The 14,055-nt window shown below is 67.3% G+C and carries 15 protein-coding genes; 7 read left to right on the top strand and 8 right to left on the bottom strand.

Annotated features, from left to right (window positions below):
• The first annotated feature begins 14 nt into the window (after positions 1 to 14).
• On the top strand, positions 15 to 1,220 hold the full coding sequence (locus ACZLZQ_RS06775; protein ID WP_472948713.1) for an MFS transporter: 1,206 nt from the start codon (positions 15 to 17) through the stop codon (positions 1,218 to 1,220).
• A 125-nt stretch (positions 1,221 to 1,345) separates the two neighbouring features.
• The gene (locus ACZLZQ_RS06770; protein ID WP_472948712.1) at positions 1,346 to 1,654 is read left to right on the top strand and encodes a hypothetical protein; all 309 of its coding nucleotides are present in this window, start codon (positions 1,346 to 1,348) and stop codon (positions 1,652 to 1,654) included.
• Positions 1,655 to 1,708: 54 nt separating this feature from the next.
• Here ACZLZQ_RS06770 and ACZLZQ_RS06765 read toward each other — a convergent pair whose 3' ends face one another.
• The 8 genes from ACZLZQ_RS06765 to ACZLZQ_RS06730 form a co-directional block, all read right to left on the bottom strand.
• Positions 1,709 to 2,143, bottom strand: a complete 435-nt coding sequence (locus ACZLZQ_RS06765; protein WP_472948711.1) for a DUF305 domain-containing protein — start codon at positions 2,141 to 2,143, stop codon at positions 1,709 to 1,711.
• A 74-nt stretch (positions 2,144 to 2,217) separates the two neighbouring features.
• On the bottom strand, positions 2,218 to 2,583 hold the full coding sequence (locus ACZLZQ_RS06760) for a hypothetical protein (protein WP_472948710.1): 366 nt from the start codon (positions 2,581 to 2,583) through the stop codon (positions 2,218 to 2,220).
• A gap of 21 nt (positions 2,584 to 2,604) precedes the next feature.
• Positions 2,605 to 5,751 carry an efflux RND transporter permease subunit gene (locus ACZLZQ_RS06755; RefSeq protein ID WP_472948709.1) on the bottom strand — a complete coding sequence of 1,049 codons (3,147 nt, stop codon included), beginning with the start codon at positions 5,749 to 5,751 and terminating at the stop codon, positions 2,605 to 2,607.
• Positions 5,752 to 5,761: 10 nt separating this feature from the next.
• A complete protein-coding gene (locus ACZLZQ_RS06750) occupies positions 5,762 to 7,444 on the bottom strand; it encodes an efflux RND transporter periplasmic adaptor subunit (RefSeq protein ID WP_472948708.1) in 1,683 nt (560 codons plus the stop codon).
• Positions 7,445 to 7,503: 59 nt separating this feature from the next.
• On the bottom strand, positions 7,504 to 7,920 hold the full coding sequence (locus tag ACZLZQ_RS06745) for a hypothetical protein (RefSeq protein ID WP_472948707.1): 417 nt from the start codon (positions 7,918 to 7,920) through the stop codon (positions 7,504 to 7,506).
• A 131-nt stretch (positions 7,921 to 8,051) separates the two neighbouring features.
• The gene (locus ACZLZQ_RS06740) at positions 8,052 to 8,267 is read right to left on the bottom strand and encodes a heavy-metal-associated domain-containing protein (RefSeq protein WP_472948706.1); all 216 of its coding nucleotides are present in this window, start codon (positions 8,265 to 8,267) and stop codon (positions 8,052 to 8,054) included.
• Positions 8,268 to 8,310: 43 nt separating this feature from the next.
• On the bottom strand, positions 8,311 to 8,766 hold the full coding sequence (cueR, locus tag ACZLZQ_RS06735) for a Cu(I)-responsive transcriptional regulator (RefSeq protein WP_472948705.1): 456 nt from the start codon (positions 8,764 to 8,766) through the stop codon (positions 8,311 to 8,313).
• Positions 8,763 to 11,324 carry a heavy metal translocating P-type ATPase gene (locus ACZLZQ_RS06730; protein WP_472948704.1) on the bottom strand — a complete coding sequence of 854 codons (2,562 nt, stop codon included), beginning with the start codon at positions 11,322 to 11,324 and terminating at the stop codon, positions 8,763 to 8,765. The genes cueR and ACZLZQ_RS06730 overlap by 4 nt, the downstream gene beginning before the upstream one ends.
• A gap of 266 nt (positions 11,325 to 11,590) precedes the next feature.
• Between ACZLZQ_RS06730 and ACZLZQ_RS06725 the strand changes: the two genes are divergently transcribed.
• From ACZLZQ_RS06725 to arsH, 5 genes are read left to right on the top strand one after another with little or no spacing between them, the layout of a single operon-like run.
• Positions 11,591 to 11,938, top strand: a complete 348-nt coding sequence (locus ACZLZQ_RS06725; RefSeq protein WP_472949205.1) for an ArsR/SmtB family transcription factor — start codon at positions 11,591 to 11,593, stop codon at positions 11,936 to 11,938.
• Positions 11,935 to 12,465: an arsenate reductase ArsC gene (locus tag ACZLZQ_RS06720; protein ID WP_472948703.1), complete on the top strand. Its 531-nt coding sequence runs from the start codon at positions 11,935 to 11,937 to the stop codon at positions 12,463 to 12,465. Before ACZLZQ_RS06725 ends, ACZLZQ_RS06720 begins: the two co-directional genes overlap by 4 nt.
• A 9-nt stretch (positions 12,466 to 12,474) precedes the next feature.
• Positions 12,475 to 12,885 carry an arsenate reductase (glutaredoxin) gene (gene arsC / locus ACZLZQ_RS06715; RefSeq protein ID WP_472948702.1) on the top strand — a complete coding sequence of 137 codons (411 nt, stop codon included), beginning with the start codon at positions 12,475 to 12,477 and terminating at the stop codon, positions 12,883 to 12,885.
• Positions 12,882 to 13,319 carry a GNAT family N-acetyltransferase gene (locus ACZLZQ_RS06710; RefSeq protein ID WP_472948701.1) on the top strand — a complete coding sequence of 146 codons (438 nt, stop codon included), beginning with the start codon at positions 12,882 to 12,884 and terminating at the stop codon, positions 13,317 to 13,319. The genes arsC and ACZLZQ_RS06710 overlap by 4 nt, the downstream gene beginning before the upstream one ends.
• The gene (gene arsH / locus ACZLZQ_RS06705) at positions 13,316 to 14,041 is read left to right on the top strand and encodes an arsenical resistance protein ArsH (RefSeq protein ID WP_472948700.1); all 726 of its coding nucleotides are present in this window, start codon (positions 13,316 to 13,318) and stop codon (positions 14,039 to 14,041) included. Before ACZLZQ_RS06710 ends, arsH begins: the two co-directional genes overlap by 4 nt.
• Positions 14,042 to 14,055 lie beyond the last annotated feature (14 nt).

The raw sequence follows: 14,055 nt of genomic DNA, 5'->3' as shown, positions 1-14,055 counted from the left end.
CACGTTCGAGTGCCATGACCGTTCCAGCAGACGCACCCAGAACAACTCGCCCCCCAATCCCAGGCGGCATTTGGGCGCTTGGCTTCGTCAGCATGCTGATGGACATTTCGTCGGAGATGATCCACTCGCTCCTGCCCGTCTACATGGTCGCCGTTCTAGGCACGTCGGCCTTCGCCGTCGGCATCATAGAGGGGATCGCCGAGGCCACCGCTTCGATCGTCAAGGTCTTCTCCGGCGCCCTCAGCGACTGGCTCGGCAAGCGCAAGCTCCTCGCCGTGATCGGCTACGGGCTGGGTGCCCTGACGAAGCCCGTCTTCCCGATGGCCTCGGGACTGGAGGCGCTGGTGGCGGCACGGTTTGTCGATCGCGTCGGCAAGGGCATCCGAGGTGCGCCCCGGGACGCACTAGTGGCGGACCTCGCGCCGCCCGAGATCCGCGGAGCAAGCTTCGGCCTGCGCCAGTCGCTGGACACGATCGGCGCCTTCTCCGGACCGCTCCTCGCAGTCGGCCTGATGTGGCTTTTCGCAGGGGACTTCCAGACAGTGTTCTGGGTTGCGGTGGTCCCCGCTTTTCTGTCCGTCGCCGTCCTGATCGCCGGGGTCCATGAACCCGCAGGAGTGCGAGAGCGCCGTCCGGCACGCATGCCCCTGCACCGCGCCGAGCTCGCCCGCCTTGGCCGATCGTACTGGAGCGTCGTCGCGGTCGCGTCCGTGTTTACGCTGGCACGGTTCAGCGAGGCGTTCCTGCTCCTGCGGGCGAGCGAGTTCGGCATGCCAGTCGCGACGGTCCCGCTGGTGCTGGTGCTGATGGGCGTTTCCTATTCCATCTCGTCCTATCCCGTCGGCATCCTCTCGGACCGGATGGACCGAAAGCGGCTCCTGATGGTGGGCATGCTCCTGCTTGCGGCGGCCGACGTCATCCTCGCGCTCGCCCCCAACGTCGTCGTCGCTGCCATCGGCGTAGTGCTCTGGGGCCTGCACATGGGCTTCACCCAGGGAATCCTGGCGACACTGGTGGCAGATGCCTCGCCCAAGGACCTGCGCGGCACCGCCTTCGGAGTCCTCAACCTTGTCACGGGCCTTGCCCTCTTGGCAGCCAGCGTCTTGGCTGGGGCGCTATGGCAAGCGTACGGCTCGTCGGCCACCTTCCTAGTCGGAGCCGCCTTCGCGCTGGCGGCCAAGTTCACCCTCGGTTCCGACCGCAGGGCATCCCGGACGTAGAGTACTTCCGCTACGGCGAGGCGAGCTGGGTTCTCAACATCGTGCTTTGCCGCGTGTTCGACGCCCTGGCAGAGCAGTTTCGGTTCCGGCATCGTTGCAGTCGATCGAACACAGGGAAACGCACCATGAGAAACCTTATCTTCGCCGCCGCCGCCTTCACGGCGATCGGCACCTTTCCGGCGGCAGCGGCGGGTTGCGGCATGATGGAGCAGACGGCGGCGAAGGAAGCGACCCAGGATGCCACCGCCGCCGGCGGCATGATGTGCGGCGCGGCCAAGGCCGAAGCCCCGCAGTCCACGCCTGGGCAGTCGCCGCAGGCCGCGGGCGGGTGCCCCTGCTGCGCCAAGATGGCGTCGATGAAGATGCCTGAGGCCAAGGACGACTCGATGCCCGGCATGGAGATGCCCGCCACGCCCCCCGCGCCCGGTCAGTAGGTCACGCTACGCCCCGAGGGAGCGGCTCGAAGCCGCTCCCCATCCTTCTCTGCCCTACTTGGCGAGGGTCTCGACGCGAGCGGTCATCTCCTCGATTTCCTTCTTTTGGGCGTCGATGATCATCTGGGCCATCTTCTTGGATTCCTCGTCCTTGCCCATCTTGAGCTCGACCTCGCTCATCGCGATCGCGCCTTGGTGATGGGCAATCATCCCGCAGTTGAAGGCAAGGTCTGGGTCCTTGATCATTGCCGCCTTCATCATCGGGCCATGCATCTTCATCATGGCCTCGTGGTTGGCCTTCTGGGCCTCGTCCATGCCGGACATCGCGCTGTCCATGCTTCCCATCATCTTGGACATGTCCATGGTCGATCCCGCGGCGACTTCACAGGCTTTCGGAAGCGCCATGCCCCCGGACATGGGGTGGCCCTCCTGTGCATGGGCCGTCAGCGGGAACGCGGCGATCGCTGCGGCGATGAGAATCTTACGCATGGTGGTTCTCCTTGGGTGGCCCTCGAGCCGTTGGGTTTGAGTTTTGGGCGGCGACAAACCGCCGCCCCCGGTGATCAGTTGAACTTCGCCTGAGAGGTCTTGCCGTCGGGGCCCGTGAGCTGGACCGCACCCTTGACGGGACCCTCGGACGGACCCGCCAGCGTCCCCGACAGGAACGGGCCGGACGGGGCGAGCGTGACGCGGGCCGGCTTGCCGCCGACCAGGAGGACCGCGGTCCCCTTGAAGCCGTCGACCGCAACCGGAGCGTCGGCGGCGTCGCTGACGAACACCTTCACCTCGCTTCCCGCGGTGACGAGCTCGACATGGTGGGCCCCGGCGTCGACGAGCGTCCCGCCGTTCGGTCCCTTGCGGGGTTCGTGGGCCTGCGCGGCGCCGGACGCGAGGAGTGCGGCGGCGATGATCAGCGTGCGGATGGTCATGGTTCAGGTCTCCGGTTGAGGTCAGAAGGAATGGGCGGCTGCCGCGCCGGGTGCCGCCTCGGCGGTCCCCGACGTTGCTTGGCGGGCGGCGTCGACCAGGCGCTTCAGCGGCTTCTCGCCATAGCGCAGGAAGAGGACGGGGGTCAGGAAGGTGTCGAGCAGCGTCGAGGAGACGAGGCCGCCGAAGATCGTCACCGCGACGGGGTGGAGGATTTCCTTGCCCGGCGCCGACGCGTCGATCATCAGCGGCACCAGCGCGACGCCCGCAGATAGCGCCGTCATCAGGACGGGGGTGAGCCGCTCCAGGCTGCCGCGCATCACGAGGTCGCGCCCGAAGGGCATTCCCTCGTGGATCGACAGGTTGATGTAGTGGCTGATCTTGAGGATGCCGTTTCGAGCCGCGATGCCCGTCAGCGTGATAAAGCCGATCATCGACGCGACCGACAGCGGCTGCCCGGACAGCCAGAGCGCCGCGACCGAGCCGATCAGGGCGAGCGGGATGCTGCCAAGGATGATCAGCGTGAACACGGCCGAGCGGTAGCGGCTGTAGAGGATCGCGAATATCATCGCGAGAGAGACCAATGACAGGAGCCCGATCGTGCGACTGGCCTCCTCCTGGGCCTGGAAGGTCCCCTCCAGGCTGGTCGAGAATCCAGGCGGCAGGGCCGCCGCGGCGACCTCCGCGCGGATCCGCTCGATCACCTCAGCCATGTCGGCGTCGCCGGCGGCGTTTGCGAGCACGACGACGCGCCGCTGCCCGTTCTCACGAAGGATCTGGTTAGGCCCGTCGGTCTCGCGGACATCCGCGAGTTGGCGTACGGGTATCCAGCCGGCGGGCGTTTCGATCAGGAGATCGCCTAGCGCCTGAGTGGTGCGCTCGGTGTCGCGGAGCCGCATGACGACGTCGTAGGTCCGATTGCCATCGACGAGTCGGGAGACGACGCGTCCGTTGGAGAGCTGTTCCAGCTCCTCGGTGACCTTCGCCGGCTGGATCCCGAAGAGAGCGGCCCGTGCGTAGTCGATCCGGATCTCGAGCTGCGGGATGCGCACCTGCTTCTCGACCTGGAGGTCGACCACTCCCGGGACGGTCGCGAGGCGGCCCCTCAGGCTCTCCGCCACGGTGCGCAGCGTGTCGATGTCGTCGCCGAACACCTTCAGCGCGATCTGCGCCCTCACGCCCGACAGCATGTGGTCGAGGCGGTGCGAGATCGGCTGGCCGATGTTGATTGACACCGGGAGGACCGAGAGGCGCGAGCGGATGTCCGCCTCGATCGCCGTCTTCGGTCGGCCCGTTTCGAGGTCCACCTCGATCTCGGAGGAGTGAACGCCTTCCGCATGCTCGTCGAGTTCAGCGCGTCCGGTTCGCCGTCCGACGACGGAGACCTCCGGAACCTCCATGATGAGGCGTTCGGCGATGAGGCCGACACGGTGCGACTCTGCCAGCGAGATGCCGGGGTTGAAAGCCATGCTGATTGTCAGCGTGCCCTCGTTGAACGGCGGCAGGAACGCACGAGGCAGGGCCGTCGCGCCGACGGCCGCAAGACCGACAGCAAGCACGGCACACGCCATCAGCATCCGCGGCCAGCGGAAGGCCCGGTCGAGCAGCACCCGGTTGCCGCGCTTCAGCCACCGCACGAGGAAGCTCTCGTGCTCGTCGAGGCGCTTCAGCCCCGGCAAGAGGTAGTAGGCCATGACCGGGGTCAGCGTGATCGACACCACCAGGCTGGACAGGATCGACACGATGTAGGCCTGCCCAAGCGGCGCGAAGAGCCGTCCCTCGATGCCCGACAGGGCGAAGAGCGGCACGAAAACGAGGACGATGATCACCGTCGCGTAGACGATGCCGGATCGCACCTCCTGCGAGGCCGAGACGACGACGTCGAAGACGGACCGCGGGTTGCCCAGCTCCCGGTTCTCGCGCAGCCGTCGGAAGATGTTCTCGACGTCGACCACGGCGTCGTCGACGAGCTCGCCGATCGCGATGGCGAGGCCACCGAGCGTCATCGTGTTGATGGACAGGCCCATGAGGTGGAACACGATCCCTGTCGTGAGGATCGAGACGGGGATCGCCGTGAGGGAGATGACCGTCGTGCGCACGTTGAGGAGGAAGGCGAAGAGGATGATCGCCACCACGACGATCGCCTCGAGGAGCACCGTCTCGACGTTCTTGACGGAGGTCTCGATGAAGTCTGCCTGACGGAACAGGACCTGGTCGGCCTTGATGCCGTCCGGGAGCGAGGCGCTTACCTCGCCGAGTGCCGCCTCCAACTGGCGGGTCAGGGTGACGGTGTCGACGTCCGGCTGCTTCTCGATCGAAACGATCACCGCGGACTTGCCCATGTACCCGGCCTCGCCACGCTTCTGCCGTGCGCCGAACGATACGTCCGCCACCTGGTCGAGGAGGATGGGCTGCGTGCCGACGGTCGCGACGACGAGGCTCCGCAGGTCGTCGAGGCTGAGGCTACGGCCGACGTTCCGGATCAGGAACTCCCGGGCGTACTGGTCGGTGAACCCGCCGCCCGTGTTCGCGCCGAAGGAGGTCAACGCAGCCTCGACCTGATCCAGCGTGACGCCGAGCGCACGCAGGGCGGCCGGGTTCGGTGCCACGCGGTACTGGCGGACCTCGCCGCCGATCGGGATGACCTGCGCGACGCCGGGAACGGAGAGGAGGCGTGGCCGCACGACCGCGTCCGCTACCTCGCGCAGCGCCATCGGAGACACGCCGTCGGGTGCCGTCATGGCGACGAGCATGACCTGCCCCATGATCGAGGAGATCGGGCCCATCTGCGGCGACACTTCGGGCGGGAGCTGGGTGCGCACGAGCGCCAGCTTCTCGGCGATCTGCTGGCGGTTCAGGTAGATGTCGGTGTCCCAGTCGAACTCGACGTAGACGATGGAAAGGCCGACGCCCGAGACGGACCGCACGCGAGACACGCCCGGCAAGCCGTTCATTTGCGTCTCGAGCGGATAGGTGACGAGCTGCTCCACCTCGGGCGGCGCGAGGCCTTCGGCTTCCGTCATGATCGTGACGGTCGGCCTGTTCAGGTCGGGAAAGACGTCGACGGGCAGGCCCATCGAGACGAACGCGCCGTAGAGAACGAGAACCGCCGCGATCGCGAGGACAAGCATGCGGTTGCGCAGGGACTGCGTGACGAGGAACGTGAACATGGGCGCGCCCTCAGCGGATCTGGTTGAGGAGTTCGGCACCCGCGGTCACGACGCGGCTACCCGCTTCGATACCCGCGGCGACGAGGACCCGGTCGCCGTCGAGCGGCAGGACACGCACCTCCCTCGGCTCGAAGCGCTCGGCGCCCGTGTGCAGGAAGACGATGTCCTGGCCGTTCGCGCTACGCAGGATGCTCGTGCGCGGCAGGGCGACGCCCGTCTGCGTTTCCTCGGTCTGCGCGAGGACGGTCAGCATCTGACCGGGACGCAGCCCCTTGGTGTCGCCCTCGACGCTGAACTGGACGGGCAATGCCTGCGAGCGGTCCGCGAAACCTGCACCTTCGAACTTCAGCGCCAAGGCCTGCACGCCCTCGCCTTCGGCCGACGCCGCGGAGAACGCTCCGGAGGAGCCGTAGGCCAGCGCCTCGACCCAGAGGCGCGTAGGGTCGACGATGTGGAAGACGATCGCGTTGCTTTCCGCCATCTGGCCCGCGATCGCGCTGGATGCCGCTACGACACCGGAAACCGGGGCGACGAGCGCCTCCGGCTTCACCTGTACCTGGTCGATGGCGGCGCGTCGGTCCTGAAGGCCCTCGAGTTCGATCTTCGTCTCGTCGAGTGTCGTCTTCGCGACGGCCCCGCTTTTCACCAGAGTCTCGGATCGGCGCACCCGCTGCTCGGCGATCGCGATCGCCTGGTCTAGTTCGCTACGGCTCTGGCGCAGGTCCGACTGGTCGATCGTCTGAATCGGCGAGGCGACGAAGGCGAGGATGTCCCCGGCCTCGACTTTTGCGCCGAGCCGCGGGAAGCCCCCCGGGGGTGGTGAGAGGCGCCCGGCGATCGAGGCCTGGACGTAGCCGCTGGCGTTCGGGTCGGGGATCACTCGCCCAGGCATCTCGACACTGCGGCGGTGCTCCTCGGGGGCGGTCATCACCGTGCGGATGGCAAGGATCCGCTGCGAGGGTTTCGGGATGAAGACGGTGCCGTCGGGGAGCCGTTGCGCAAGGTCTCTGGCCGCGGCCGTCAAGCCTGTGCCCGTCTCCTGCGCCATCGCGAGCGATCCCCCGAAGATGAGGACGAGCCCCGCCACCGCTCCGGCGGCGACGACGGTCTTGCGGCGGAAGATCGCCATCACGAGAAGGCCAAGCGCGAACCCCAGCGCCCCGACCGTCAGGAGGGCGGGGTCGTTGCGCGACAGCCTGTCCTTCAGGTCGACGGAAAGGGCATCCCGCATCTCCGTCGCCAGCGCGGATCCGACCAGCCAGCCTGAGCTTGCCGCCACGATCGGCGCGGGAGCCTCCGGGATAGTCAGGGCCGCGGTCAGGAAGTCGACGTCGCTCCCGCTCGTGACGGTCGCGATGAGGTCGTAGGTGCCAGGTTGCAGCGCCCACGCCGCGTCGAGGCGGTAGATGTCGCCGTCTACGGCCGCGGTCGCAGGGCCGGCAGGTGTCTCGATCTCGATCGTGGCGCCGACGACGGGCTCGTTGGTGTCGAAGCGGTCGAGGTGGATCTCCAGCGACGACCCCCGCGCTACCGCGACGAGTTCGAAGAGCGCGCTCTGCGCCTCGGCGCGGGGAGCGGCCTGCGCCGACACAGCCGGCGGAGGTCCGCCGTGGTCGTGCCCCCCGTGTGCCAGGGCCGACGACGCAAGCGTCAGGGCGGCCATCACGGCCGCGATCATGATACGAAAGCTCATTTGGAAAGCCCAAGTTCTGGAACATCACCTGGGACGCGCGGACGCGCCCGTTCAGAATGTCAGACGAGGGTTCTCGGGGGCCGGATCAGACCGTCTACGACGGTGCCGAGCAACAGGGCGGATTGCCGGGCTGGGCCGTGACCGCCCAAAGGCGGCGTCTGGAAAGGTTCGAGGGCGGTACCAACCGCCGCCGCCATACAGTTCGACATGCCCGTTCCGCAGCAGGATGACCCGGGAACGCGGTGGCCACCAATTTGGCCGTCCTTCTTGCTGGCGACGGCCTGCGTGTCCGCGTCACCGCCGGCGTCGGAAGCCGCCTCGACCTCGATGGTGTCCGACGTGACCTCTACCGACGTGTCGGGAGCCACCGGGCCGTGGTTGCCATGGGCCTGCGCCGCCGAGGAACAGAACAGCACGATGCCGGCAACCACGAGGGTCGCGAGCAACGAGGCCATCTTGTTCAGGACGAACGACATGCGGTCTGGTGTACCTTTTGGAGCGGTGACGGGCAACGACACCCTGGAACTACGGCTAATATGGGATGACGGACCTCAGGTCGGCACGCTTTCAGTGCCTCATGTAGACGAGGTGCGTTTCCCGGGCCTGTTCAGGCAGCCATCCGTTCGGCCGGGTAACCGGCGGAGCGGATGGCATCGGTGATTGCAACCTCGCTGGCGGCGCTCTCGACGGTCACCGTTCCCATAGGCAAGTCCACGCTGACCTGGGCGGTCGGATCAACGGTCTCCACCGCCTTCCGGACGGTCGAGACGCAGTGGCCGCAGCTCATCTCATCGACTTTCAGCTTCAACATGTCGAACTCCATCAGTGTCGATGTCGGGAAGATGGGGCTTCCCAGTGTTGGAAGGTCAAGGGGCCCTGCGAGCGGTGATCGCGTCGAAGCCCTTGCGGCCCTTGTTCGACGGAACCGGGTCGGATGCCGCCGCCAGATCGCGGATGATCGGGCAATCGGGCCGGTCGTCCCCATGGCAGTGGTCCGCCAGGTCGCGAAGCGTGGTCGCCATCTCCTGGAGCTGGCGCATGCGCGTCTCTAGCTCCTCGACATGCCGGAGTGCCAACCGTTTCACGTCGGCGCTCGCGCGGTTCCTGTCCCCCCATAGGCCGAGGAGGTCCTTGATCTGCTCGACCGAGAAGTTCAGGTCCCGCGCCCTTCGGATGAACCGAAGCGTCGACACCTCGGTGGCCGAGTACACGCGGTAACCCGAAACAGCCCGCTCCGCCGGGACGATCAGGCCGATGGTCTCGTAGTAGCGGATCATCTTGGCGCTGACGCCCGACGCCTTCGACGCCTCGCCGATGTTCATGTCCGTCCCTCCACCCCGGGGAGAGCCGCCCGGGCTCCGGTCCCATAGCCCACCGCATTCGGCGACCGTTCTGCGAACGGTGGCTCGAAGAGCCGCAGCCGCAGCGCGTTCCCGAGCACGAAGACGCTGGAGAGGGCCATGGCACCCGCGGCGAGGATCGGGGACAGGAGGATCCCTGTGAACGGATACAGCGCCCCCGCGGCGACCGGGATCAGGACGACGTTGTAGCCGAACGCCCAGAAGAGGTTCTGCCGGATGTTGGCGATGGTCGCCTTCGAGATGGCGATCGCGTTCACGACACCCATCAGGTTGCCCGACATGAGGACGACGTCTGCGCTCTCGATGGCGACGTCGGTTCCGGTGCCGACGGCAAGCCCGGTGTCCGCCTCGGCCAGGGCCGGCGCGTCGTTGATGCCGTCGCCGACGAAGGCGACGTTACGGCCGCCCTCTCGAAGCCGCTTCACCGCGTCCACCTTGCCCTCGGGCAGCACCTCGGCGACGACCTCGTCGATCCCGAGCTGCGCCGCGATGGCGTCGGAGGTGCGCTTGTTGTCGCCCGTGATCATCGCGACGCGCAGGCCCATATCATGGAGTGCGCGAACCGCAGCCGCGGAACTCGGCTTCACCGGATCGGCGACGGCGACCATGGCGGCCAGCCGACCGTCGACCGCCACGTAGAGAGGCGACTTGCCCTCCCGTCCGAGACGCTCGGCAGTGGACGCGAAAACGGCGACGCTGAAGCCGAGCCGCGCCATGAAGCGGTCAGCGCCGACGGCGACCGTACGTCCCGCCACGAGGGCCTTCGCACCGTAGCCGGGAATGGCCTCGAAGCCTTCCGAAGCCAGCCGCTCGAGGCCCTCGCGATCGGCGGCGGCGACGATGGCGGCGGCGATCGGATGCTCGGAGCGCGCCTCGACGGCGGCGACCAAGGCCAGCACCCCGGCGCGGTCAAAGCCCTCCGCGACGACAAGGTCAGTCAGCTCGGGCCGTCCCTCTGTCAGCGTCCCCGTCTTGTCGAGCGCGACGACATCCGCGTCCCGCAGCGTCTGGAGGGCCTCTCCCTTCCGGAACAGCACGCCGATCTCGGCCGCGCGCCCCGTCCCGACCATGATCGACGTCGGCGTGGCGAGGCCCATCGCGCAGGGACAGGCGATGATGAGCACGGCCACCGTGTTGACGAGGGCGAAGGCCAGGGCGGGGTCCGGACCGAAGAGCAGCCAGACGAGGAAGGTCAGCGCCGCCGCCGCCATGACCGCCGGGACGAACCACTGGGTCACGCGGTCGACGGCCGCCTGAATCGGCAGCTTGCCGCCTTGGGCGGTTTCCACGAGCTTGATGATCTGCGCCAGCATCGTGTCGGCGCCGACCTTCTCGGCGCGGTAGGTGAAGCTGCCGTTGCCGTTGATCGTGCCGCCAGTGACCAGGGCGCCGACGGCCTTTTCGACGGGGACGGGCTCGCCCGTGATCATGGACTCGTCGACGAACGAGGCACCTGACAGGACCGTCCCGTCCACGGGGATCCGTTCGCCTGGTCGGACCTCCACCCGGTCGCCTACGACGACGGCGCCGAGATCGATCTCGACGGTCCGCCCCTCGCGCTCGACCCGCGCCGTCTTGGGCTGGAGACCGACGAGTCGCTTGATCGCCTCGCTCGTGCGTCCCTTCGCCCGCGCCTCCAGAAGCCGTCCGAGTAGGATCAGCGTCACGATCACGCTGGCCGCCTCGTAGTAGACGTTCGCCGTCCCAGCGGGCAGGACCGCAGGCCAGAAGGTCGCGACGACGGAGTAGGCATACGCGGCACTCGTGCCGACGACGACCAGGGAGTTCATGTCGGGTGCGAGGCGCCCGAGCGCCGGAACGCCCTTCCTGAAGAAGCGGAGCCCGGGTCCGAACAGGACGGCCGTCACCAGGACGAACTGGAGGACTCGGCTCTGCCATTCGCCGATCGTGTCCATGACGAACATGTGGATCGCTGGCACGAGGTGGGATCCCATCTCGACCGCGAAGACCGGGAGCGTCAGGATCGTCGCGATCGCGAAGTCGCCCTTCAGGCGGGCGTACTCACGCTCCTTCTCCTCTGCGCGGACATCGCCGGCGTCCACTTCGGATCCCACCCTCACGGGCTCGTAGCCGGCCTTGCGCACGGCCGCCTCGACCGCGGCACGGTCGGTCCCGCCAACAGTCGTGACACTCGCCCGTTCGGTCGCGAGGTTCACGCTGGCACTCGAGACGCCGGGGACAGCGGCGATCGCCTGCTCGACACGCCGGACGCACGAGGCGCAGGTCATGCCCCGAACCTCGATCTCGAACGTGTCGGAGCGGACCTTGTAGCCCGCGGACCGGATGGCAGCCACGACGGCACCCGCATCGCCCGACCCAAGCGAAACATCGGCCCGCTCCGTGGCGAGGTTGACGTTGGCGGACACGACGCCTGGGACCTCGGCGATGGCACGCTCAACGCGCCGGACACAGGACGCGCAGGTCATGCCATCGACTTGAAATGAGATGGGAACGGCGGGCGACGTTTCCGCGCGCGCCAGGGAGACGATCTGGTTCATCGAAGTGGCTCCATTGGCCGTTTCGATGAAGATGGGGCTTCCCACCATGGGAAGGTCAAGGAGCGGAAGCGCAGAATAATACGCGAGGGGAATGCGTGCCCGGCGACGTCGGCTACGCGTCGAGCAACGCGTCATCGGCTATCAGATTTTGCCGCTAAGCCGAGGAGGATAGCCACTTTGTGCTCGAGACCTTGAAGTCGGCGTATCTCGCCGACCCATCCGAAAAGACGCTTGAATGCTACAACGATATTTGCAATATCGAACTCATGATCGATGATGCAGCCGTTTCCGCCCTCTCCGCCCTTGCCCATGCAGATCGTCTCGCGGCCTTCCGCATGCTCGTCCGCGCGGGTCCGAACGGCATGCCGTCCGGCGAGATCGCCGAGGCCCTTTCGATCCCGCCGACCCGTATGTCCTTCCACCTCGCGACATTGGAACGCTCCAAGCTCCTGCGGTCGTGGCGTGACGGTCGCCGCATCCTCTACGCGGCGAGCTACGACGACATGCGTCAGCTCCTCGCCTACCTCGTCGACGACTGCTGTTCCGGCAATCCGGAGATCTGCGCCAACCTCACCGACCTCATTCCCTCCTGCACCTCGGAGACCTGCACATGAGCCTCGTCGCACCCCTCAACGTCCTCTTCCTCTGCACGGGCAACTCAGCCCGCTCGATCCTTGCCGAGAGCATCCTGCGCAAGGACGGCGCCGGACGCTTCAACGCCTTCTCCGCGGGCAGCCGCCCGAAGGGCGAGGTCAACCCGATGGCGCTGAGCGTCCTCGAGGAGTTCGGCTACCCGACCGACAACATGCGCTCGAAGCCGTGGGATGAGTTCGCAACGCCCGAGGCACCCGTCATGGACTTCGTCTTCACCGTCTGCGACCAGGCGGCGGGCGAGTCCTGCCCGATCTGGCCGGGACAGCCGATGACGGCGCACTGGGGCATCGAGGACCCGAGCCACGAGAACCGAAGCGACATCTGGAAGCGGGCCGCGTTCACGACGGCCTTCCGCTACATGAAGAACCGGATCTCGGCGTTCGCCGCGCTGCCCCTTGAAAGCCTCGAGCGCACTCGCCTTGCCGTGAAGGTCCGCGAGATCGGCCAGCTCGAAGGTGCCTCGTTCCGCCCGTCCGACGTCGCCTGAGGAACCACTATGACCGTCACGATCTACCACAACCCCGATTGCGGCACGTCGCGCAACACGCTCGAGATGATCCGGCAGTCCGGTGAGGAACCGCAGGTCATCGAGTACCTGAAGACGCCGCCGAGCCGTGAGACGCTGATCGAGCTGCTCGACGTCATGGCCATGAAGCCCCGGGACATCCTGCGGAAGAAGGGCACGCCGTACGCCGAGCTCGGTCTCGACGACCCGGCGCTCGGCGACGAGGAGCTGCTCGACGCGATGATGGCGCACCCGATCCTGATCGAGCGCCCGATCGTCGTGACGGACAAGGGCGTGGCGCTCTGTCGGCCTTCGGAGAAGGTGTTCGACCTTCTCGACAAGCCCGTCGCCACCTTCACCAAGGAGGACGGCGAGACCGTGTCGGCCGGATCCGCCTCGTGAGCCTTGTCGGCACCGTTGCCGATGCGGACGCGGATCTCGTTGCCCTACTGTCGTCGGCAGGTCTTCCGACGGAGGACGTGCACGAGGCGGGCCGTGTGTTCCTTCGCTTCGTCGATCCGTCGGACCGGGTCGTCGGCATCGGCGGCTACGAGCCGCTGGGCGACGTCGTCCTGCTACGGTCCATCGTCATCGCGCCCGAGCGCCGTGGCGAAGGGTTCGGGAAGCACATCGCCGAAGAGCTGATGCGTCGGGCAGCCGGATACGGAGCTCGCGGGGCCTACGCACTGACGACGGGACCGGAGACGTTCCTGACGACGCTCGGCTTCGAGCGCGTCGACCGTGCATCGGCACCGATGTCCGTCCTCGAAACGAGGCAGGCGCACGGCCTCTGCGCCGCTTCCGCAGTCCTCTGGCGTAAGGAGATCGGCGAATGACCGACCCGGTATCGATCGACCTTCCAAACGTCGACCTGACGCAGCTCCAGCCGATCGACTTCGCGGCGCTGGCGGCCCCCGGGGAACCGACGCACCCGCCGCGCATCCTGGTGCTCTACGGTTCGATCCGCGAGCGCTCGTTCTCCCGGCTCCTGTCCGAGGAGGCCTCGCGCCTGCTTCGCTGGTTCGGCTGCGAGGTTCGCACCTTCGATCCGCGGGACCTGCCGCTGCCCGACGGCGCCGGGACGGACCATCCGAAGGTCAAGGAGCTGCGCGACCTCGCCGAATGGTCCGAGGGCATGGTCTGGGTCAGTCCAGAACGGCACGGTGCGATGACGGGGATCCTGAAGGCGCAGATCGACTGGATCCCCCTCAGCGACGGGGCTAAGCGCCCGACGCAGGGAAAGACGCTCGCGGTCATGGAGGTGTCGGGCGGCTCGCAGAGCTTCAACGCCGTGAACCAGATGCGAATCCTCGGCCGCTGGATGCGCATGGTGACGATCCCCAACCAGTCGTCGGTGCCGAAGGCCTTCCTGGAGTTCGACGAGGCCGGACGCATGAAGCCCTCCGCGCTCTACGGCCGCGTCGTCGACGTCTGCGAGGAACTGGTGAAGTTCACCTGGCTCGTCAGAGGACGTTCCGCCTACCTGACGGACCGATACTCGGAGCGCGTCGAAAGCGCCGAGGAACTGTCCAAGCGCGTCAACCAGCGCTCCCTCTGATCCTCTCGCATCCG

Source organism: Mesocryomonas lacus (genome assembly GCF_055730105.2).
The sequence above is the reverse complement of the archived record's forward strand: the minus strand, read 5'-3'. Positions and strand labels throughout refer to the sequence as shown.

What these genes read in the sequence shown, in the direction of transcription:
- ACZLZQ_RS06755 (WP_472948709.1), bottom strand. Translation starts at nt 5,751, where the DNA reads ATGTTCACGTTCCTCGTCACGCAGTCCCTGCGCAACCGCATGCTTGTC.
- ACZLZQ_RS06730 (WP_472948704.1), bottom strand. Translation starts at nt 11,324, where the DNA reads ATGAACCAGATCGTCTCCCTGGCGCGCGCGGAAACGTCGCCCGCCGTT.
- ACZLZQ_RS06760 (WP_472948710.1), bottom strand. Translation starts at nt 2,583, where the DNA reads ATGACCATCCGCACGCTGATCATCGCCGCCGCACTCCTCGCGTCCGGC.
- cueR (WP_472948705.1), bottom strand. Translation starts at nt 8,766, where the DNA reads ATGAACATCGGCGAGGCGTCGAAGGCGTCGGGCGTCAGCGCCAAGATG.
- ACZLZQ_RS06770 (WP_472948712.1), top strand. Translation starts at nt 1,346, where the DNA reads ATGAGAAACCTTATCTTCGCCGCCGCCGCCTTCACGGCGATCGGCACC.
- ACZLZQ_RS06740 (WP_472948706.1), bottom strand. Translation starts at nt 8,267, where the DNA reads ATGGAGTTCGACATGTTGAAGCTGAAAGTCGATGAGATGAGCTGCGGC.
- ACZLZQ_RS06745 (WP_472948707.1), bottom strand. Translation starts at nt 7,920, where the DNA reads ATGTCGTTCGTCCTGAACAAGATGGCCTCGTTGCTCGCGACCCTCGTG.
- ACZLZQ_RS06750 (WP_472948708.1), bottom strand. Translation starts at nt 7,444, where the DNA reads ATGAGCTTTCGTATCATGATCGCGGCCGTGATGGCCGCCCTGACGCTT.
- ACZLZQ_RS06765 (WP_472948711.1), bottom strand. Translation starts at nt 2,143, where the DNA reads ATGCGTAAGATTCTCATCGCCGCAGCGATCGCCGCGTTCCCGCTGACG.
- arsC (WP_472948702.1), top strand. Translation starts at nt 12,475, where the DNA reads ATGACCGTCACGATCTACCACAACCCCGATTGCGGCACGTCGCGCAAC.
- ACZLZQ_RS06775 (WP_472948713.1), top strand. Translation starts at nt 15, where the DNA reads ATGACCGTTCCAGCAGACGCACCCAGAACAACTCGCCCCCCAATCCCA.
- ACZLZQ_RS06720 (WP_472948703.1), top strand. Translation starts at nt 11,935, where the DNA reads ATGAGCCTCGTCGCACCCCTCAACGTCCTCTTCCTCTGCACGGGCAAC.
- arsH (WP_472948700.1), top strand. Translation starts at nt 13,316, where the DNA reads ATGACCGACCCGGTATCGATCGACCTTCCAAACGTCGACCTGACGCAG.
- ACZLZQ_RS06725 (WP_472949205.1), top strand. Translation starts at nt 11,591, where the DNA reads ATGATCGATGATGCAGCCGTTTCCGCCCTCTCCGCCCTTGCCCATGCA.